Genomic DNA, 18,698 nt, shown 5'->3' with positions numbered 1-18,698 from the left:
ACGCCCTTTAGTTGTTTCTCATTCTTGGGTCCACCCAACCGTACACCAGCTCAGTAAGCCCTACTACCACCAACCGGAAGGTTAAGAGTGTGAGGGTTAGCCCTACCAGTACAGGGTAATCTGGGGTTAGAATGGATTGCGTTAACAGGCTGCCAATGCCAGGTAAGGAAAACGTTATTTCCACCACTAGAATACCAGCCATGAGACCAATGATTACTTCGCTCAATAAGGTAATGCTAGGAAGCAGGGCATTGGGTAAAAGATGTTTTAAGAGCGTTTTTTGAAAAGTAAGCCCTTTTGCCAGGGCGGTGCGTTGGTACAGGGCAGATGTTTGGGAGACTAGACTCTGGTGGAATTGCAGCGTTAGGTGCGGTATTATCAGTAGTGACACGCAAAGGCTCCCCAGCAAGATAGAAGGGGAAGCCATGGAAGCCCATAATCCATTGTTACCATCAGTTTCCAAAGAAGGATAAACAGAACCGCCCACCAGCAAAAATACCCCTAACAAAGAGAGGGCAATGAGAAAGGCAGGGATACTGTCAAGGACAAACAGAAATTGCCTTAATAGAAAAGTGAAGGTGCTAACCGGATTCTTGGTGAAGTAAAGACCGGCAAAGAAAGAAACTAAAAGCGCAGCGGTAAGCCCTAACGTCCCTAAAGCAATGGTAACGGCAGCGCTTTCCTTTATTTTGGTAGTGACCAGTTCATAGTCCTGGGTAGAAGTACCAAGGTTGCCATGCAGAAGTTGGGTTAGCCAATGGTGGTAGATATTGTCTCGGCCTTGCCATTCCAAGGTTGGAAGGTAATAAAGAAAGGGGGCTGGTTGGGCAACCAAATTTTGCCACGCGTTGAGAAGCGGCCGTGCGTTTGCCTTTGGTAATGCTCGTAATAAACTGGCTATTTCTTTTTCCAGGGATTTGCGGTCAAGAGAGGCATCAAGAGAAGTCCAGTAGAGTAACTTTTTTAACAGGGGGCTCTTTTGCCCAGGTGCTTGGGGTAGCCATTGTTGCCAAACGTGGTAGAATCTGGAGGCCTCCGGGAGGCCGTGCCTTAAAACTGCTTTGTTGACCCAAGGCTGGTCGGCGGCGGAAGGTTTTAACTGATCCGCTAACCTCTGGCCCTGGAGTTTTACTTTAAAGTAAAAGAGTGGCTTGTCCAGGCCAGTTCTCCTTTGGTAGTCTGCTCTAAGGCTGCTTCGGGAAGCGGCATCCGCAGCACCATAGGTGGCCTGGTCAATTTCATTCATTCCTTTGGGCCCATGGCCGGCCGGCAGCAAACGAGCCATCATGAACACAATAGAGGCGGTAAGCCACAGCGAAAAGGCAAATTTCAGTACCTGAAAAGCTACATTCCGCAATGCCATCCCTGTTTATTTCTTGAAGGTAGCTTTGGTCAGATCATAACCTGGTTTCAAGCCAGAGATGATGACAGAATCTAATTTTTTTGACACCGCAATTTTATTTTGCTGGAAGTAAAGCGGGATAAGGTTGCTTTCCTCCTGCATGGCTTTTTGCAGCGATTTAAGTAAAAGTGCTTTCTCTGCCGTGTGTTCTTCCACGGCAATCTTTTCTAGAAGTAGGTCAGTTTCAGCGTTACCAAATCCGGTTACATTGGCGCCGCCCTCATTGGCATTGGAGGTGTGCAGAATAGGAATAAGGTTGTAGGAGAACGGGGTTCCCACTAAAGTCCTTAAATAAACATCAAATTGCCTGCTCTCCAGCCTTTCACTGATTTGGCTGCTTTCCAGCGCTTGAAGCGTAACCGGTATCCCCAGAGACTTAGCATTCTGCTGGAAAAGCAAACTCATGTTTTCAAAGTCAGAATTTCCGGCCCTATACAGTAACTCTAGTGTAAGGGTTTGTGGCCTGCCATTGATTTTTTGCTGCCATCCAGAGGAGGTTTGCTGCCAACCGGCCGCCTGCAACAGAGCCCTGGCTTTCTCCTGGTCATACTTGACCAAAGGCAGTTCGGCGTTATAGAAGTTTTTTTCCTGGGGGTGCACCAAACCCACTGTTGGTGTAGCTAGGCCGCCCTGTACAGATGAGATAATCTGAGGAACATTAAGCAAATGAGCTAAAGCTTGCCTGGTCAATCGATTTTCCAGTTTGGCATTCTGCCCGTTTACCCCCATATAAACAAAATCAAAGGAGGTAGGGGAATAGAAGTTGTAGACCTGCTGGTATTTTTCGTCCCGTTTCATTTCCTGAAAGGTGACTAATGGGATATTGTCCATGACATCCAGGGCCTGAGACTTCAAAGCCAGCAAGGCTGCAGCGTTATCTGGTAAAACCTGAAACAGGATGCGGGAGGGATTTGCTCTCAGCACAGGAGCTTGGGCCATTGCCTTGTTTCCCCACCATGCTTTCTTTTTTTCTAAGACCAGAGATTGGCCCGTGCTCCATTTGTTGAGCATATATGGACCACTTCCTTTTACCAGGGCTGTATCCCTTGCCATACCGGGCTGGTTTATGGTAGAGGCAAAGGCTTTAAAGGTGGCCGTGTTAGACAGAGAGTCAAATTTTTGCCTGATCAACGCATAGGGAACGGAAGCCAATATCCCGTTCGGGTCAAACTGATGCGCTGGAAGCACAAAAAAGTCCCCCGTCATCAATTTCATCTCAGGGGTATATCCTGAGCAGATAAGGGTGAAGGTTTTAGGGTTGTTTTTTGAGAATTGAATGTCTTTGATAAAATCATATTGCCCCCGCCACCGCTCATTGTCTAATAAGGGGCTGTGCAGCATCTTAAGGGAAAACGCCACGTCCTGTGCCGTCACTGGAGAGCCATTGTCCCACTGCGCCTCTGGCCTGATGGTAAACGTAAAGTAAGAAAGGGAATCTTCCCGCCTAATGCTGGGCAGGTCTGCAGCCAAAAGCGGTTGAATGGAGTTGTTCTCTAAATCAACTGTCAATAGGCTTTGGTAGATATAATTGAGAATCTGAAGCGCAGGGGCATTGCCATAACTTAACGGGTGCAATGACTCCGGGTCTTGGGCAAACCTTACTTTTATGGTTGGTTCCTTGGAGGGAGAAGAGCAAGCTGAAAGCCATAAAAAAAGTAAGCTAAGGCTCTTTGCGCAGTATTTTTTCATATAGAGCAAGAAGTACAGGCATACGCCACGCTCAATATTACAAAACTTGCCTCAAATAGCCTTAGCCCAATGACTGAACTCATAAAGATAGAGGTTAATCTATCTTTTATATCTGTAAAGAAGTACTTAGTCTCTGGTATCCCAAGTTCCGGATCCGCCATAACCGGTTTCCCCTGAACCTGTGCCAGTACCTCCTGTAGTTGTAGTACTGGTGGTTGTCTGGGTAGTATAAGTAGAGGTGGTAGTAGAAGTTGTGGAATTGGTTTTGTTGCTATCTTTTTCTTTTTTTTCCGCAGGATTGTTTCCTGTTAAAACTGAGAGTTGTAAGAGCAGAGCGATAAGTAATTCTACCATGACGTTTTTAGGATTAAAGTATAAAACAAATGTAGGCTGAAGACACTCCGGAAATAAAGGAAACAATAAACCTTTAATTAACTATAAAAAAAATTATAAAAAATATGAATAAACATAGAAGTTCTTTTTAATATAAATGTATTTAGCTTATTTGATCTTAAAAGAACCTTAAGATTCAAAGCAAAATATATTTTACGATTTATAGATAGATTGCAATTATTCAAAAAATAGGGTCTTAATAATCATAAGATTCACTTGAATTAAGTAGATGGAGGAACTGAAAAAAATTATACGCATAATAGAAAAGAGAGGAGGTATTTCTCCTCAGATTTTTACGAACAATTCCAAAGAGAAGCGACTTTATCTGGAAGTGGTGAAAGGCAATATTACAGATGAGGAATCAGCAAAAGCTATACTTTACGGAGATAATGATGAGAGAGATGGCTTGAAAATGATTAAATCAAGATTGAGAAAAAAGTTAATGAATCAGCTTTTTCTCATGGATGATAGGAGAGAGGGATTGCCGGCTTCTCATTCTGTAGAGCAGAATTGTTTAGCCAAGTTTTACCAGGCAAGGGTGTTGATGGATGCTGGAGGTAACGATATTGCCCTTCCGCTTTTAAAGCAGGTATTGGCTAAAACAGTAGAATACGATTTTAATTATATTTCCTCAATTTGCTTAAGGCTTATTCTCCAGTCTTGTGTTAACTTAAAAGAGAAAACATTCTTTTATAAAGCTCTTAAACAACTGAATGAGTTAGCTCCTAAAGTGACTGCTGACCAGGAGTCTGAATTGCTTTTTTTGCAAGCTAATATTGAGCTAAGCAACTCTGTAGTAGCAAGAAAAAATTACCTTAAAAAAATTGATGAAGTCCTGGATAAAATGTTATCATTATGGCAGCAAGCCCTCACTTTTGAGACATTTCATAACTATTACCGGCTATCTATCTGGTCGCATGAATTAACCGGTGATTTTGACAAAATTGTTCTGGTAACTAACATGTCAGAAAAGGTGCTTCAGGAGTACAAGTTTGTAGCTAACCGTATAGATATAAGATTTAATAAATTTATTCAGGTATACGCCCACCTAAGAGCCAAGAAATTGGAAGAAGGATTGATTCTGGCCAATACTTACCTTCCTTTATTCTCCACTTCCAGCAATAACTGGTTCGCTTACATGGAGAACTATACCTTATTAGCCATACACGCCAAGAAATATGAGGTGGCACATATGTTGCTGCACCAGGTACAGGAAAACCCTTTTATAAAGAAGATAAACAAATTGGCGCAGGAAAGATGGACCTTGTTGGAAGCCTATTTGCAGTTTATTGCCCCTCAGAAAGAAAGCCCTCTAAAATGGAAAATTTTGGTGCAAAACGCACCATCTTACAGTAAAGACAAAGAAGGATTCAACGTTGCCATTCTTATTCTTCAGGTAATGTACTACCTTGAAATTGTTGATTTTGAAGCCTTGGAGTATAGAGTAGATTCTTTAAAAAAATATGCCCAACACCATTTTAAAGACAGTTTTAGCGAGCGTAGCCGTATTTTCTTTAAGCTCTTAACGGTGTTAGTTAGGTCAAATTTTGAATATTCTACAACCCATAAAAAAGGCCATTATTTATACCACAAATTGCAAAAAACACCCACGCCTGGTGATGCTTATGCCGAGATTGAAATCATTCCCTATGAGCATTTGTGGGAATTTATTTTGGAAAGGATTAAGAGGTCAGCCTTATATGTAAAATAAATACACAGTTTTATTTTAGAACTGAACTCTATAGCCCAGGTAGGGGTAAATGCCCAATTGGTAGTAAGTTTTGGCTTCATTCTGTTCCAGGTCCCAACCATAATACAGTTCGTTTTTACGGTTGGTTAAGTTATCTGCCGCGGCAAAAATCCAATGGGTGGTTTTCTGGGTGTTTAGTTGGTAAGATAGCCTTAGATCAGTTCTGAAATATCTTCTTAACCTTGGGTGATAGGCATTGGCTACGTCGTAGTAAATCTTATCGGTTTCCTCGTTTTTGGTTCTGATTTCATCAATGGGAATATATCTTCTTCCGCCGGCATAATTTACCCTTAGATCTAATGATAAATGGTGCCGGTTGGCTTGGTCTAAATGGAACTCCTTGCCAATCAAAAAATTAGATATAAAACCTATACTGAATGCCGTTGGTCTTTTTTGGCCATCTCCACCGGTAAAGGAAGACCTGAGAAAGGATACATTGCCCAAAGCATAGATTCCTTTTTTGAGGAACCGTTCTGCCGTTAGTTCCAGCCCATAGTTTTTGCCTGTACCGGTACTTACCACGCTATCAACTGTCACAAAACTATAATCGGTGCCGAGATTAAGCATGGAGAAAGCTTCTTCCCCTTCACGCTTACTAACCGGTACTTTGTAATGGTATTGATAGTACGTTTCGGCTTTCAAGCGCCAACTGTTATTGATATTTTGGTTATAGCCAAGTACTACCTGGCGGCTTCTGGTGAAGTCCAGTTGGTTGTAGGGTTGGTTGAATTCGGGCTTTTCCTGTGAAAAGAAGCGGTATTCATAATACACCAAGGGTTGGGTTTGACTGTGCAAGCCGGCAGAGAGGTAAACCTTTTGGGCATCGGAGATAAAGTAATCCAGAGATAGCCTGGGTTCTACTGATATTCTGTCTCCAATAGAAAACCTTTGGCTGTAGAGCCCGGCCTGTAAATCCAAACGATTGGTGAGGGAAATTTTAGATAGGAGATAGGCTTGTAAAAGCGAGGCAGCGCCATTGGCATCCAGCGGAATCTCATACACATCCCTTTGGTCCTGGTACATGATCTCCTGGTTGTTGTAATACATCTTCTGCCAAGTTAAGCCGCCTTTGAAAAGAACCCGGTGATTTGGCTTATGGGTGACATTAAACCGGGTAATCAGCTGTTTCTCAAAGTTGCGCAGGTAATAAAACAGCCTGGAGGTACGATTCCGGTAATTTGCGATACTGGTGGCCTCCACCTGGCTGCCAGAGGCAGAGATAATAAGCTCGGTTACTGTTTTAGGAATGTTAGAATAAGTATGATGCACCCCAAAGGCGTACATCTGGTTATACAGTGTGGGTTCAAGCCGGTACCTAACCTTTCCCCAGGTGGTGGTGTCCGGGTCTATGTCATAGATGGTGACGCTGCTACTGCCCGCAATTCCCCAGGCCGTAAACTTGCCCGCTTTAGGGGTTGGCAGCACGAATTTAAAGGCGCCGTCCTGGTACCTGGGTAGCCCTTCGTAGCCCATGCTTACGCCAATCTTCTCCAGCGGCCGGAAGGTGAACAGCCGCATGCTGCCCAGAAAAGATCCACCCCATTTCTTCACCAGTGGTCCTTCGGTAACAACCTCCATTCCGTTCAGGCCCACCTGGATGGTATTCTCTACTTTCTTGTTGTTTCCCTCCCGCAGGCGCACATCCATTACTGCTCCTATCCGGTTCCCGTATTCGGCCGGGAAGGCGCCGGTCAGGAAGTCTGAGTTGGCCAACAGGTTGTTGTTGAGCATGCTAAAGGCCCCACCAGTGTTAGGAGTGAAGGTGAAGTGGTTGGGGTTAGGGATTTCAACGCCTTCCAGGCGCCAGAGAACGCCCAAAGGAGAATTACCCCTTACGATAAGGTCATTGCGTTGGTCAGAGGCGCTGGAGACTCCGGCGTAATTGGCCGCCATGCGGCTGGGATCCTGGCGGGACCCGGCAAACCGATTGATTTCCTCTGTTCTAAGCGTGTGCACGCTGGAGGAGATAAGAAGGTTCTGGGGCAGCGTTTTGTCCCGTTCTGCCACCACTACCACCTCGGCCTGCTGAATAAAGCTTTCCTCCAGTTGTACCTGCACGATTGTTTCCTTTCCAGACACCACCATCACGTTGGAGATCTCGCCTTCTTTGTAACCCAGATAGGTAACCTTAAGGAAGTGTCTTCCTATGGGAATTTTCTCTAGCGTAAAGGTGCCATCTATGCCCGTACTCACTGCCTTTTTGGGCTCTACGGAAAGAAGCATAACCGTTGCTCCAATCAAAGGGGTTCTCAACCCTGCATCAATGACGGTGCCCCTTATGGTTTGGGTATAGACTGGTAAGGGGCTGGAGGAACTAGCGACGGCATTTCTGGGCTTTAAAACAATCTGCTCTCCTATAATCTGAAAGTAAAGATCGGCACATCTGCATAAGGTTTGCAGCGCTTTTTCTAAACCAAGGGAATTGGCCGCGCAAGTAATAGGGGTGTTGAGCGGCAGTTGGCTGTTGCTGTAGGAGAAATTCAAGGAATAACGCTTTTGCAGATCCTGAAGCACCTGGTCCAGTGGTTTACCTTGGTAATTAAATGAAACGGAGACCTCCGCCGGCAAATTCTGCGCTACTGACCTCGGGGAAGAAAGGATCAGGAATATGGCGCATAGAAATATGGGTAGATGTCTAAGCAAAGCCAGTATTTTGAAAGTTCAGGAAGGTCTGCAATGGAAATGTACTTTATCGCTAATTTCCACATTTCAAGAATATTTACAAAATACTATAATTAAAATATAGTTAATAAGTGCCTTTCTTTCTGGCTTATAATTGGTTTATGGTCTATTTTTGGAAATAGAAGGGAAAAACATTGTCTACCTTAAATCTTTTTAGAGCCTGATTTTCAAAAATAAACCTAAAAACGAGCATTTGCCTTTGGGCAGCAATTACCAATTAGGTACTTGCCGGATCTGAAAGTGAGATTTGAATAGGATTTGAATAGGAGAGGAGAAAAAAAGCGGCTGCCCAAGGAAAAGCCTTAGGCAGCCGCTTTTTAGTTGTCATTGATTACTTTTCCGCTTCCGGAGGTGAAGGTGGAAATCAGGTGCGGATAGCCCCGGTAGTAGATATTTCCGCTTCCGGTGACGGTGGCATCCAGGGTCTTATCTACCCAGATCTGCTGAAAACCAGAACCGGTGGTTTTGGTTTTAGCCGTGTCTGCATGCAGGAAATACCCTTGTATGCTGCCAGAGCCGGTGAGGGTGGTTTCCAGGTTATTGACAAAGCCTTCCAGGTCTACAATGCCGGAACCAGAGTTCTGGACATTGATGCGGTCTGCACTGCCAATGTACCTGATGGAACCCGACCCTGCTAAATGGATAGCCAACAAACCAGAAGAAGGCACCGTTTGGATGCGCATCTGCCCAGAGCTTTTAAGCTCCGCCCCTGTTATGTCCGGCAGGGTAATGAATATGTTGGTTTCTTCGTCTGCGTAATCAAGGCAGGATTCAGATCTAATGACCAGGGTGTTTCCTTCCACCTCGGTCATGATCTCTGGGAGCAGGTTGGCGAAACTTTGTACGCTCACCGACACTTTAGATCCGGCGGAAACATGCACGTTTCCGCCGATCCGCATGTCTACAGCCTTAAAAGAAGCTACATCCCTTGCTTCTGTTTTCGTCTCGCCGGTTCCTTTCTGGCACGGGCCAGTGCCCAAAATGTCACAGGAGGTAAAAACGAAGACGTAAAAGCAAACCAAAAGGGAGTAGATTCCTTTTGCACGAATAGTTGATTTCACAATTCTGGGCAGGTGAAAGCTATTACTTGCAACCTGCGCCATCCAGGGTATAGGAACCGGCGGCGGTCTGGTTTACCTTAAGGTCTGAAGAAGCTTTCAAGACCGTTAGAATCTCATCCAGTTCAGGGTTCTCAAACGTGCCAGTGAAGGTGCACGCCTGCAGGCTCTGGTTAGGAACTTCCACAGAAACTTTGAAGTACGCTTCCAATTGGTCGGCTACGGCCTTGATGGAGGTGTTCTGGAACACCAGTGCCCGCCAGGTGCTGGAAGAAGATTGCAAGGTTTCTTTTCGGTCTAGCTGGCCATTGGCAGATAGGTGCCCGGTGTAACCAGGGGTGAGCAACACCTGCTTGTTGTCTTTCAGAGAAGAGAAAGCCACTTTGCCGGTAACTACCGCCACAGAGACATCGGCCTCGTTTTTGTTTGCCCGCACATTGAAAGAAGTGCCCAAAACTTTTGTCTGGGCGTTGCCGCTTTTCACAATGAAAGGCTGTTCAGGGTTTTTGCGGACCTCAAAGAATCCTTCACCCACCAGTTCAACCCTGCGCTCAGCGCCATTGAAGGCAGTGTGGTAACGCAGGACGGAATTCTCATTAAGCGTGACCTGGCTGCTGTCTGGCAGATTGATCAACTGTCTCTGGCCCGCGGCGGTGGCCACCTGAGTCCAAGCCACCGGGTCTGTGTTAAACTGCAAATACCCTATCCAAGCCAATCCAGCAGCCAGTACGAAGGCCGCGGCATACTTGTACAGGGTATTCCAGGGGAAAAGCTGTCTCTCTACGGTTTCCTGGGATGCCTCATAGGCGTGCGTCTCCTCAGGGATGAGCGGGATTACTTTCGTTTCAGTGGGGAAGTCTAATTTGGCGCTCAGTTTGTTCCAGGCTAGCTCTGCATCTGGGTTGAAGGTGTTGTTCTGTTCGGTACCTACTTCGTCCCAGACTTCCAGGGCTTCGGTCCATTGTTGCAGGTGGGCGTCATCCTCGTTCAGCCAGGCAGAAAACTCCAGCTGTTCTTGATCTGACAGTTCCCCCCGCAAAGCTTTAGCCATCAAGACCCATTCAGGGTTCTCGTGGGTATCAGGTTTTGTTTGTGTCATGGTAGTGTTAGTGTCGTGGTGTCTATATGACAGATAATAGGGGCGATACCCCTATCTCCACGATAATATTTTTAAGCTAATGTAAAAGTTTGGCTTGCCTACGCTAAAGTGGCAAATAATGAAGTGGTTATATATAGAAATAGCAGATGTTCCCGCAGAATGCGTAAGGCTTTTCCCATCTGGTTTTCCACCGTTTTAGGGGAAAGATCCAGCGTTTCGGCAATTTCTTTGTAGGTAAGCTCCTCAAAACGGCTCATTTCAAAGATGAGGCGGCACTGCGGCGGTAACTCGTTCAGGGCCTGTTGGATGCGCCCCTCCATCTCCGTGCCTGCCAGCAGTTCCATGGTAGTGTTGGCAGATAGGGTAGATTCAAAAGGAGAGGTGTCCTCAGACAGGACCAGACGTTTCTGCTTCTCAATGTAGTTCAAGGCCTGGTTTGTAACCGATCTGACAAGGTACGCTTTGTAGGAGGTGCTGATTTCCAGTACCTCGCGGTTCTGCCAGATTTTGCAGAAGACTTCTTGCACTAAGTCCTCGGCTGCCTCGGTGTCTTTGGTGAAACGCACAGCCGTTCTACAAAGCAGGGTATAGTACTGCTTGAACAACGTCTCCATGAAAAGCGTCTCGTTGGTTTTGAGCAGGGTGTGCAACTCCTGGTCTTGGGTAAGTAGAGGTGTACCCATATGCATAAGGTTAAGTGTACTGCAAAGATAAAAGAACCTGTGTGCTATCCTATATTTTCGTCTTAAAATCAAAGAACCATACCGGTATATTTGAGTATTTTGCTTAACTAGAACCCCAAACTGAGTTTTACCCCGGCAGTTCTGCCTTTATGATGCAAACCACAAAGAAAAATGACCCTAAAGTAATGAGAGCCTGGTGCTTTTATGACTGGGCCAATTCCGTTTACTCGCTTGTTATTACCACTGCCATTTTCCCTATTTACTATGTGGCCCTCACCAAAGGAAACAGGGGAGACCTGGTCAGCTTTTTCGGGTTGGAGATCTCTGCTTCGGTGCTGTACAGCTACGCCTTGACCGGGGCCTTTCTCACCATCGCCTTTTTGAGTCCTCTGCTTACGGCTATTGCGGATTACGGCGGAAACAAGAAGAATTTCATGCGCTTTTTCTGCTACATGGGCTCTACCGCCTGTATGGGCTTATTCTTCTTTACGCAGGAGACCTTTTCCATCTCGCTGCTGCTTTTCATGGTCGCCGCCATTGGGTTCAGCGGGAGTATCGTATTCTACAATTCCTACCTGCCGGAGATCGCCACCGAGGAGAACTTTGACAAGCTGAGCGCCCGTGGATTTTCCTTGGGCTACATAGGTAGCATGATTCTTTTGATCATTTCCCTGGCGCTGGTGCTTTTCCCGGGTGTGGTGGGCATTGAGGACGAGGGGCTTCCCGCCCGTATTTCCTTCCTGATGACCGGTTTGTGGTGGTTTGGGTTTGCCCAGTATTCCTTTGCCTACCTCCCCAACAACCGCAGCCCGAAGGAAAAAGAAGGTGGGTACCTGCTCAACGGCTTTAGGGAACTGGGCAAGGTATTGGGCATGCTGAAGGACCTGCCGCTGCTCAAGCGTTTCCTGATGGCCTTCTTCTTCTATAACATGGGCGTGCAGACGGTGATGTACGTGGCCTCCCTGTTTGGCTCCAAAGAGCTGAACCTGCCGGATACTGCTTTGATCACAGTGCTGCTAATCATCCAGGCGGTGGCCATTGGCGGGGCTTATTTCTTTGCCTGGCTATCTGGAAGGGTGGGGAATACCATGGCCCTTATGTGGGCGGTGATTGTCTGGGTGGGTATTACCATCGGGGCTTATTTTGTGACCACCGGCAATCAGTACTACGTGTTGGCGTTCGTGGTGGGCGCCGTGATGGGTGGCGTGCAGTCCCTTTCCCGTTCCACCTACAGCAAACTACTACCAGAGACCACTGATCATGCCTCGTTCTTCAGTTTCTATGATATCTGTGATAAAGTAGGCCTTGCGCTGGGAACACTCTCTTTTGGCATCACCGAGCAGATTTTCGGGTCTATGCGCAACAGTATCCTCACGCTGCTGGTTTTCTTTGTGCTGGGGCTCATTATCCTGTTTTCTATAAGAACACGCAAATTGGCCCCGGTGCCGGCAACGGTAGTCTAAGCATTGAGATTTTTAAAAGAGAAAGGGCATCCAACTACTTGGATGCCCTTTCTAATTTTGGCCTGTTTTAAGGAAAAGACCCTAAAAAGTTATTTCTGCCCGTAGACCTTTTCACCGTTGAGGTAGGTGCTGATCACCTTAACTCCTCTGATAGCCTCGGGTTTGATGGTCATGATGTCCTGGTCAAGTATCACGAAATCGGCTACCTTGCCGGGCTCCAGGCTACCTTTCTGCTTTTCCTCGAAGTTGGCGTAAGCGGCCCAGATGGTAGTGCCGCGCAGCGCCTCTTCCCGGCTCAAGGCATTCTCCATCTGGAAACCTCCAGTGGGGTAGTTATCAGCGTCTTGCCGGGCAATGGCCGAGTGGAAACCGAACAACGGGTTGATGTGCTCCACCGGGAAATCTGAACCCAGCGGCAGGATGTTGTTCTGCTGCAGCAAGGCTTTGAAAGCATAAGCGTGTTTCACTCTGTCCAGGCCTAGGCGCTCACTTGCCCAGTACATGTCTGAGGTGGCGTGGGTAGGCTGCACCGAGGGCAGGATGCTGTATTTACCGAAAAGCGGCACATCAGCTGGGTTCACTACCTGGGCGTGCTCAATGCGCCAGCGGCGGTCATTCTTACCCTTCAGGTTGTCTCCGTAGATCTGCAGGATAACCCGGTTGGCAGAATCCCCGATGGCGTGGGTATTCATCTGGAAATTGTGCTTATAAAGTTCGGCTGCCAGGTCTTTGTAGGCCTGCACCGTCTCCAGCAGAAAGCCTGTTTCATTGGGCCGGTCATTGTACGGGTGCAGCAAACAAGCTCCTCTAGAACCCAAGGCCCCGTCTCCGTATACCTTGAAAGATCGTATAGTTAGCCTATCTGTGGTGTAAGGCCCGTTTTTGAAAAAATGGGCTTTATTCTCCGCCGTAGGGCTGAGCATGGCGTAAATCCGCACGCGCAGCTCGTCTTTTTTCTGCAGGGAGTCCAGAAGGTCTACTGCGTCTTTGGGTAATCCAGCGTCCACCACGGTGGTGATGCCTACTTTAAAAAGGTTCTTTTCCGCTTGCTTTAGCATTTGGGTGAGCTCCTTTTTGGAAGGCGAAGGGATTTTGGCAGCTACCTGGTTTGCGGCATTGTCTATTAAAATACCAGTAAGCTTTCCATTGGCCACTTCCACCTTACCGCCCGTCATGGTTGTTTGCGGAGTTATCCCAGCCAGATCAAGTGCTTTCTGGTTTGCCAATTGGGCATGGCCGTCTACACGTTCAATAAGGACGGGAACATCTGGGAAAAGCGCGTCCAGGGTGTCTTTGGTGGGGAACTGTTGCACCTTCCAGTCATTCTGGTCCCAGCCACGGCCCGTCAACCACGCCGCTTGCGGATAAGCTTTGCGATGGTTTTGAAGTCGCTGCACAACTTCGGCGAAGGAGGTGGTGCCAACCAAATCGGCATCGCGTTGGTTTATAGCATAGCCCATAAAATGCGCGTGACCGTCAATCAGGCCGGGGTACACCGGTTTGCCCTGCGCATCAACTTCCTGATCGGCTTTATACTTTTCGCGCAAGCCATCGGAGGTGCCCACCTCCAGAATTTTCCCGTCTTTCACCGCAAAAGCCTGCGCTTTGTCAAAACCGGCGTTCACGGTATACACATTGGCGTTGTAGACCAGCAAATCGGCTTTCTCACCGCGACTACAGGAAGATAGGAGGGACAGCCCCAGCATGGCAGACAGTCCCAGGTAACTCCACTTTCTATTCATAGCGCAGGTGTTTCACAGATTCACCGGAGTCACGAAGCTCCAGCAATGCGTCAATTCCTATTTGAAGGTGTTTGGTCACGAAATCAGCGGTGATTCTCAAATCACTCTCAGCGGTTTTCACGCCGTCTGGGGTCATGGGGTTATCAGATACCAGCAGCAGGGCGCCGTGCGGGATATCGTTCATAAAGCCTACCACAAAGATGGTAGCAGTCTCCATGTCCACGCCCAAAGCCCGGATGGAGCGTAGGTATTCCTTGAACTCCTCGTCATGCTCCCACACGCGGCGGTTGGTGGTGTAGACAGTCCCGGTCCAATAGTCCATCTCGTGCTTTTTGATCATGGACGAAACAGCCCGCTGAAGACGGAAAGAAGGCAAGGCGGGGATTTCCGGTGGAAGGTAATCGTCTGATGTTCCCTCGCCCCGGATGGCCGCGATGGGCAGGATGAGATCACCGAGTTTGGCTTTCTTCAGGCCGCCGCACTTGCCCAGGAACAAAGCCGCCTTAGGCTTCACTGCAGAAAGCAAATCCATCACAGTGGCTGCCATGGCGCTCCCCATCCCGAAGTTGATGATGGTAATGTTCTGGGCGGTAGCGGTCTGCATGGGTTTGTCCGAGCCCTTGATCTCCACCCCGAACTGATCAGCGAACATGACCACGTAATTGAGGAAGTTGGTCAGGAGGATATATTCCCCAAACTCATTTAGCGGCCGCCCGGTGTAGCGGGGCAACCAGTTCTCTACAATCTCCTGTTTGGTCTTCATAGTTTATTTTGGTTCTATTTTGACAAAATGGGTGCAGAAACAGCTGCTCTGCTTTCAGGTTTGTACTTTTGGGCTATGGAGCAGCTTTCTTTACCGGCGTATTCTTACAAACTTAAGGATTCTGAAGGGAAAACCTTTATTCTTGACCAGGTTAGGCGCAAATATGTGGTCCTGACTCCAGAGGAATGGGTACGGCAGCACATCATCCATTTGTTGCACGCCCACCTGAATTACCCTCTGGCATTGATGAGTGTGGAGCGTGGCACCAAATACAACACACTGCAAAAACGCACTGACCTAAGGGTCTACTCTACCGAAGGCTCGCCGCTATTGTTAGTGGAATGTAAAGCCGTGCACATGCCCATTACCGAGGCCACCGTACGGCAAGTGGCTGTCTATAACCAAACCATCGGGGCACCTTACCTGATGGTCAGCAACGGCCGTGACCATTACTGCTGGCACGTACACAATGAAACGAAGCAGATTACGCCTATTCCGGTTTTGCCTTCTTTTCAGGAAATCGGGCTATAAACAGGTTAGTTGTAAACCCTGTTGTCAATTGATTTATTTAGTTGATAGACAGGGGTAAATAGCCTTCTTGTTTTAGATATATTTTGGGTAAAACATTCAAAAAATATGGGCAAACAAAAAGGCCGCCCCTTCAGAGAAGAGGCGGCCTTTTTTTATGAATAAGGGAGATTAAGCCAAAACTTCAGCTACATCTGTCAACGGCAATCCGAAAGCCTCGGCCACGCCTGGGTACACTACTTTACCGTCTACCACGTTCAAGCCGAGTCTCAGCTCGTCACGCTCCTGGCAAGCTGCTTTCCAACCTTTGTTAGCCAGTAACAGGGCGTAAGGCAGGGTAGCGTTGGTGAGGGCAAGTGTAGAAGTGTAAGGAACCGCACCTGGCATGTTGGCCACGCAGTAATGCACCACATCATCAATGATGAAGGTTGGGTTCTCGTGGGTAGTAGGCTTACATGTCTCGATGCAACCTCCTTGGTCAACGGCTACGTCTACCAAAACGGTACCCGGACGCATGTCTTTCAGCATCTCGCGGGTGATCAGGTGAGGGGCTTTCGCGCCTGGGATCAAAACCGCCCCAATGATCAAGTCAGCAGTTTTGATGGCTTCCTTGATGTTGTAGTGGTTAGACATCACGGTGGTCACGTTGGCAGGCATGATGTCATCCAGCTCCCGCAGACGCTTCAGGCTGATGTCCATGATGGTCACGTTGGCACCGAAACCGGCAGAGATCTTAGCTGCCTGGGTTCCTACGATACCACCACCCAATACCAATACGTTGGCTGGCTTCACACCAGGTACACCACCCAACAGAATGCCGCGGCCTTTCAAAGGTTTCTCCAGGTATTTGGCACCTTCTTGCGGCGCCATACGGCCCGCCACTTCGCTCATAGGTACCAGCAAAGGAAGAGAACGGTCTTTCAGTTCTACGGTCTCGTACGCCAGACAGGTAGCCTTGCGCTGGATCATGGCGTGGGTTAGAGGCTCGTAAGAAGCAAAGTGGAAGTAAGTGAACAATAATTGGCCTTCCTTGATAAGGTTATATTCCTGCTCAATAGGCTCTTTCACTTTCACAATCATCTCGGCAATGCCGTACACTTCCTCAATAGTTGGAAGGATGGTTGCGCCAGCAATGGCATATTCCTCATCTGAGAAACCACTGCCTTCACCGGCAGTAGCTTGTACATACACAGTATGTCCGTTCTTTATAAATTCCGCCACGCCACCGGGGGTGAGGGCCACGCGGTTCTCGTTGTTTTTTATCTCCTTCGGAAGACCAATAATCATTTGCGATTTTTTATAAGGTGGTGAAAAAGTGTACAAATATACACCAACCACCTATGAGATTTGCAACCCCAGTTCTATTTTAATTAACGTTTGTTTGGTTCAAGACAGTTTTCAGCCTCATTTTATAAAAAAGGCTGTAAAACTAAGATAAAATGATATAACTATGACTTTTCAAATTTGACTATTGCGGGAATGCGCTTCTTTGTTGATGTTGAGATGGCAACACTATTATATTAATAGGTAGGTATTTGCAGCAACTTACCTTCTTCTATAGCTTTCCGGTCCTTTTCTATCCTTTTCTTCCTGTTGGCTAAACTTTCATCATCGCATATCTTCCATTCTTTATAGACGGCTTCATCTCTGATGATGAAATAGCTGTGCTCACCCCATTCTGCACCAGAGGATGAGTATAGCCGTGCCTTAATGGTTTGGTTGTGCCAATAACTATTGACCTCTTTGTGTTGGAAAACCCTTACTCCCATGTATGGCCTGTCTTTTACGGTGGTGGTTGACATGGGCTGTCCAAATTTGGCGGCCAGTTTTTCCCCTAGTTTAATAGGGGCCTCACACTTGAGGCTGAACAGTTTTCCATTGAAAAAATGGAGAAAGATCTCGGTGTATTCGTCATCCCCAATTAAGAGGCGATCAAGGTAAAATACGCGGGAATTGGGGCAGGTAGTAGATTCCCGGTGGGCTTTGTTAAGAAAAAAATGGTTGTTCACTACCTCCGCGATGTTGGTTCCTTCAAACTCCATGGGTCTAATCTGTAGATCCGTTACAGGGATCTTTGCACCAGGATTCAGAGAGTCTTGGAGGGTAAGCATAAATGTTACTTTTGTTTCCCCTATTTTGAAGGGGCCTATAACACTAATGGTGGTTTGCTTAACCGGCGCTTCTGCTTCAACAATAGGTTTTGCCGCAGCTTTTTTCTGCTGGGCTTGGGTGACCAGAGAGGTAAGAAATAGTGAAATAACCAATGGTAATAGTTGCCTCATGTTTTAACTCTGTTCTTTGCTAGAATATAATATTAGTTATTCTGGACAGAAAGCAGACCTACAGTTGTCCTGATTGTTATGCTGTAAGGCTGAATTTTAGTACTAAAAGGCTGTATAGTATTGAAACGGGCATAAAAAAAGGCAGCAACACTGTTACTGCCATTAGTACAAAATAAAACTATGAAAAAACTATTTAAAAGGCACTGACGCCTTGTTAACCTTAACTGAACTTTGCTTTGCCAGGCTATCTACCACTTTGGCCTTTAGGGTAAAGGCAGGCGTAGCGCCGGTGATGTCGTTTGAAACAAGCGTTACTGTCTCAATTCTGTCCTGTAACACCTGAGGACTATAGGTAAGTTCCAACTTTGCAGATTGTCCTGCTTTTACTACAGAAGGGCTCATTTTGAAGGCCACACAGTTGCAGGCAGTCTGAATTCCGGTCACATTCAGGTCTGTTTTACCAGTGTTTTTGATGGTGAATTTAGCGGTGGCTTTCTGGCCTTTTTCCAATTTCCCGAAATCATAGGTGGAGCTGGCCACGTCGATCTTTGGGGATTTGGCCACTTCCTCAGCGGTGTGGGCTGCAGGGGCGGGCGCCGCATCTTTAGGAACTACGGTTCCTTTGATGAAAAGAGACTGGGTCTCTGGATTGCCGTTTGAGGTAATAGTCAACGTTTTGCTGAAAGCACCAGGACGGCCAGCGCTGTTGTAACCTGCTTTCACCACGCCGGTTTTGCCTGGTAAGATTGCCTCTTTGGGCCATTCTGGGGTAGTACATCCGCAGGAAGCCTGTACATGCGAAATTACTACCGGCTGATTTCCAGTATTCTTGAATTTAAATTCGTAGATAGCTTGTACGCCCTCGGTAACATTGCCAAAATCATGGGTGTCTTTCTCGAAGGTAAGCACTCCCTGGGCCGAAACCATTCCTTGGGTAAGTACTACCAGGGCAAAAGCGAGCAGTAGATAGATTTTTTTCATAATTCTTTAAGTTTGTATCAGTTTTATGGCCCGTTAAGTGAGCTAACAAAAATAATAAAAATTAGTTCGGATAACTACTAAAAATCAATTCCAGGACCAGAATCAAAGCCATGGCATTTGAAAATGGGGTAAATCTTACGTAGTTTTGACTTTAAAAATCCTTATAGGACCTTATAAGATAAC

Annotated in this window: 15 protein-coding genes; 3 read left to right on the top strand and 12 right to left on the bottom strand. The window is 46.9% G+C overall.

Going from position 1 to position 18,698, the window contains the following annotated elements; all coding sequences use genetic code 11:
- Nucleotides 1-7 precede the first annotated feature (7 nt).
- The 3 genes from J3P35_RS13525 to J3P35_RS13515 all read right to left on the bottom strand — a co-directional run bounded on the left by J3P35_RS13525 (nt 8) and on the right by J3P35_RS13515 (nt 3,445).
- On the bottom strand, nt 8-793 hold the full coding sequence (locus tag J3P35_RS13525; RefSeq protein WP_210465110.1) for an ABC transporter permease: 786 nt from the start codon (nt 791-793) through the stop codon (nt 8-10).
- 576 nt (nt 794-1,369) lie between these two features.
- On the bottom strand, nt 1,370-2,911 hold the full coding sequence (locus J3P35_RS13520) for an ABC transporter substrate-binding protein (RefSeq protein WP_210465109.1): 1,542 nt from the start codon (nt 2,909-2,911) through the stop codon (nt 1,370-1,372).
- Between the two features lie 306 nt (nt 2,912-3,217).
- On the bottom strand, nt 3,218-3,445 hold the full coding sequence (locus J3P35_RS13515; RefSeq protein ID WP_210465108.1) for a hypothetical protein: 228 nt from the start codon (nt 3,443-3,445) through the stop codon (nt 3,218-3,220).
- 268 nt (nt 3,446-3,713) lie between these two features.
- On the opposite strand from J3P35_RS13515, the gene J3P35_RS13510 reads away from it, so the two are divergent.
- Nucleotides 3,714-5,195, top strand: coding sequence for a hypothetical protein (locus tag J3P35_RS13510; RefSeq protein WP_210465107.1), 1,482 nt, complete (start codon nt 3,714-3,716; stop codon nt 5,193-5,195).
- A gap of 15 nt (nt 5,196-5,210) precedes the next feature.
- On the opposite strand, the gene J3P35_RS13505 is transcribed toward J3P35_RS13510, so the two are convergent.
- From J3P35_RS13505 to J3P35_RS13490, 4 genes are all read right to left on the bottom strand, one after another.
- Complete coding sequence (locus tag J3P35_RS13505) at nt 5,211-7,802, bottom strand: TonB-dependent receptor (protein ID WP_394371292.1); 2,592 nt, start codon at nt 7,800-7,802, stop codon at nt 5,211-5,213.
- Nucleotides 7,803-8,233: 431 nt separating this feature from the next.
- Entirely contained in the window at nt 8,234-9,019 is a 786-nt protein-coding gene (locus J3P35_RS13500; RefSeq protein WP_262897561.1) for a head GIN domain-containing protein, read from the bottom strand.
- Nucleotides 9,000-10,073, bottom strand: a complete 1,074-nt coding sequence (locus tag J3P35_RS13495) for a FecR family protein (protein WP_210465104.1) — start codon at nt 10,071-10,073, stop codon at nt 9,000-9,002. Before J3P35_RS13495 ends, J3P35_RS13500 begins: the two co-directional genes overlap by 20 nt.
- A 98-nt stretch (nt 10,074-10,171) precedes the next feature.
- Complete coding sequence (locus J3P35_RS13490; protein WP_210465103.1) at nt 10,172-10,756, bottom strand: RNA polymerase sigma-70 factor; 585 nt, start codon at nt 10,754-10,756, stop codon at nt 10,172-10,174.
- A 149-nt stretch (nt 10,757-10,905) separates the two neighbouring features.
- Between J3P35_RS13490 and J3P35_RS13485 the strand changes: the two genes are divergently transcribed.
- The gene (locus J3P35_RS13485; RefSeq protein ID WP_246850211.1) at nt 10,906-12,219 is read left to right on the top strand and encodes an MFS transporter; all 1,314 of its coding nucleotides are present in this window, start codon (nt 10,906-10,908) and stop codon (nt 12,217-12,219) included.
- An 89-nt stretch (nt 12,220-12,308) separates the two neighbouring features.
- Here J3P35_RS13485 and J3P35_RS13480 read toward each other — a convergent pair whose 3' ends face one another.
- The gene (locus J3P35_RS13480; protein WP_210465102.1) at nt 12,309-13,961 is read right to left on the bottom strand and encodes an amidohydrolase; all 1,653 of its coding nucleotides are present in this window, start codon (nt 13,959-13,961) and stop codon (nt 12,309-12,311) included.
- Nucleotides 13,954-14,724: an AMP nucleosidase gene (locus J3P35_RS13475; protein WP_210465101.1), complete on the bottom strand. Its 771-nt coding sequence runs from the start codon at nt 14,722-14,724 to the stop codon at nt 13,954-13,956. Before J3P35_RS13475 ends, J3P35_RS13480 begins: the two co-directional genes overlap by 8 nt.
- A 75-nt stretch (nt 14,725-14,799) precedes the next feature.
- Between J3P35_RS13475 and J3P35_RS13470 the strand changes: the two genes are divergently transcribed.
- Nucleotides 14,800-15,255, top strand: coding sequence for a type I restriction enzyme HsdR N-terminal domain-containing protein (locus J3P35_RS13470; protein ID WP_210465100.1), 456 nt, complete (start codon nt 14,800-14,802; stop codon nt 15,253-15,255).
- Nucleotides 15,256-15,423: 168 nt separating this feature from the next.
- Here the strand turns inward: J3P35_RS13470 and ald are convergent, their stop codons facing one another.
- The 3 genes from ald to J3P35_RS13455 all read right to left on the bottom strand — a co-directional run bounded on the left by ald (nt 15,424) and on the right by J3P35_RS13455 (nt 18,515).
- The gene (gene ald, locus J3P35_RS13465; protein ID WP_210465099.1) at nt 15,424-16,539 is read right to left on the bottom strand and encodes an alanine dehydrogenase; all 1,116 of its coding nucleotides are present in this window, start codon (nt 16,537-16,539) and stop codon (nt 15,424-15,426) included.
- A gap of 233 nt (nt 16,540-16,772) precedes the next feature.
- Nucleotides 16,773-17,534: a hypothetical protein gene (locus J3P35_RS13460; RefSeq protein ID WP_210465098.1), complete on the bottom strand. Its 762-nt coding sequence runs from the start codon at nt 17,532-17,534 to the stop codon at nt 16,773-16,775.
- Between the two features lie 189 nt (nt 17,535-17,723).
- Nucleotides 17,724-18,515: a DUF1573 domain-containing protein gene (locus J3P35_RS13455; RefSeq protein WP_210465097.1), complete on the bottom strand. Its 792-nt coding sequence runs from the start codon at nt 18,513-18,515 to the stop codon at nt 17,724-17,726.
- Between the last annotated feature and the right edge of the window lie 183 nt (nt 18,516-18,698).

It is taken from the genome of Rufibacter roseolus (assembly GCF_017916365.1).
Taxonomy (GTDB): Bacteria; Bacteroidota; Bacteroidia; order Cytophagales; family Hymenobacteraceae; genus Nibribacter; species Nibribacter roseolus.
This window is presented reverse-complemented; position numbering and strand designations above follow the sequence as displayed.

Bases quoted from the DNA above. Each gene is read 5' to 3' on its own strand.
- J3P35_RS13510 (WP_210465107.1), top strand. From the start codon at position 3,714: ATGGAGGAACTGAAAAAAATTATACGCATAATAGAAAAGAGAGGAGGT.
- J3P35_RS13515 (WP_210465108.1), bottom strand. From the start codon at position 3,445: ATGGTAGAATTACTTATCGCTCTGCTCTTACAACTCTCAGTTTTAACA.
- J3P35_RS13460 (WP_210465098.1), bottom strand. From the start codon at position 17,534: ATGAGGCAACTATTACCATTGGTTATTTCACTATTTCTTACCTCTCTG.
- J3P35_RS13475 (WP_210465101.1), bottom strand. From the start codon at position 14,724: ATGAAGACCAAACAGGAGATTGTAGAGAACTGGTTGCCCCGCTACACC.
- J3P35_RS13490 (WP_210465103.1), bottom strand. From the start codon at position 10,756: ATGGGTACACCTCTACTTACCCAAGACCAGGAGTTGCACACCCTGCTC.
- J3P35_RS13495 (WP_210465104.1), bottom strand. From the start codon at position 10,073: ATGACACAAACAAAACCTGATACCCACGAGAACCCTGAATGGGTCTTG.
- J3P35_RS13470 (WP_210465100.1), top strand. From the start codon at position 14,800: ATGGAGCAGCTTTCTTTACCGGCGTATTCTTACAAACTTAAGGATTCT.
- ald (WP_210465099.1), bottom strand. From the start codon at position 16,539: ATGATTATTGGTCTTCCGAAGGAGATAAAAAACAACGAGAACCGCGTG.
- J3P35_RS13455 (WP_210465097.1), bottom strand. From the start codon at position 18,515: ATGAAAAAAATCTATCTACTGCTCGCTTTTGCCCTGGTAGTACTTACC.
- J3P35_RS13480 (WP_210465102.1), bottom strand. From the start codon at position 13,961: ATGAATAGAAAGTGGAGTTACCTGGGACTGTCTGCCATGCTGGGGCTG.
- J3P35_RS13500 (WP_262897561.1), bottom strand. From the start codon at position 9,019: ATGGCGCAGGTTGCAAGTAATAGCTTTCACCTGCCCAGAATTGTGAAA.
- J3P35_RS13485 (WP_246850211.1), top strand. From the start codon at position 10,906: ATGATGCAAACCACAAAGAAAAATGACCCTAAAGTAATGAGAGCCTGG.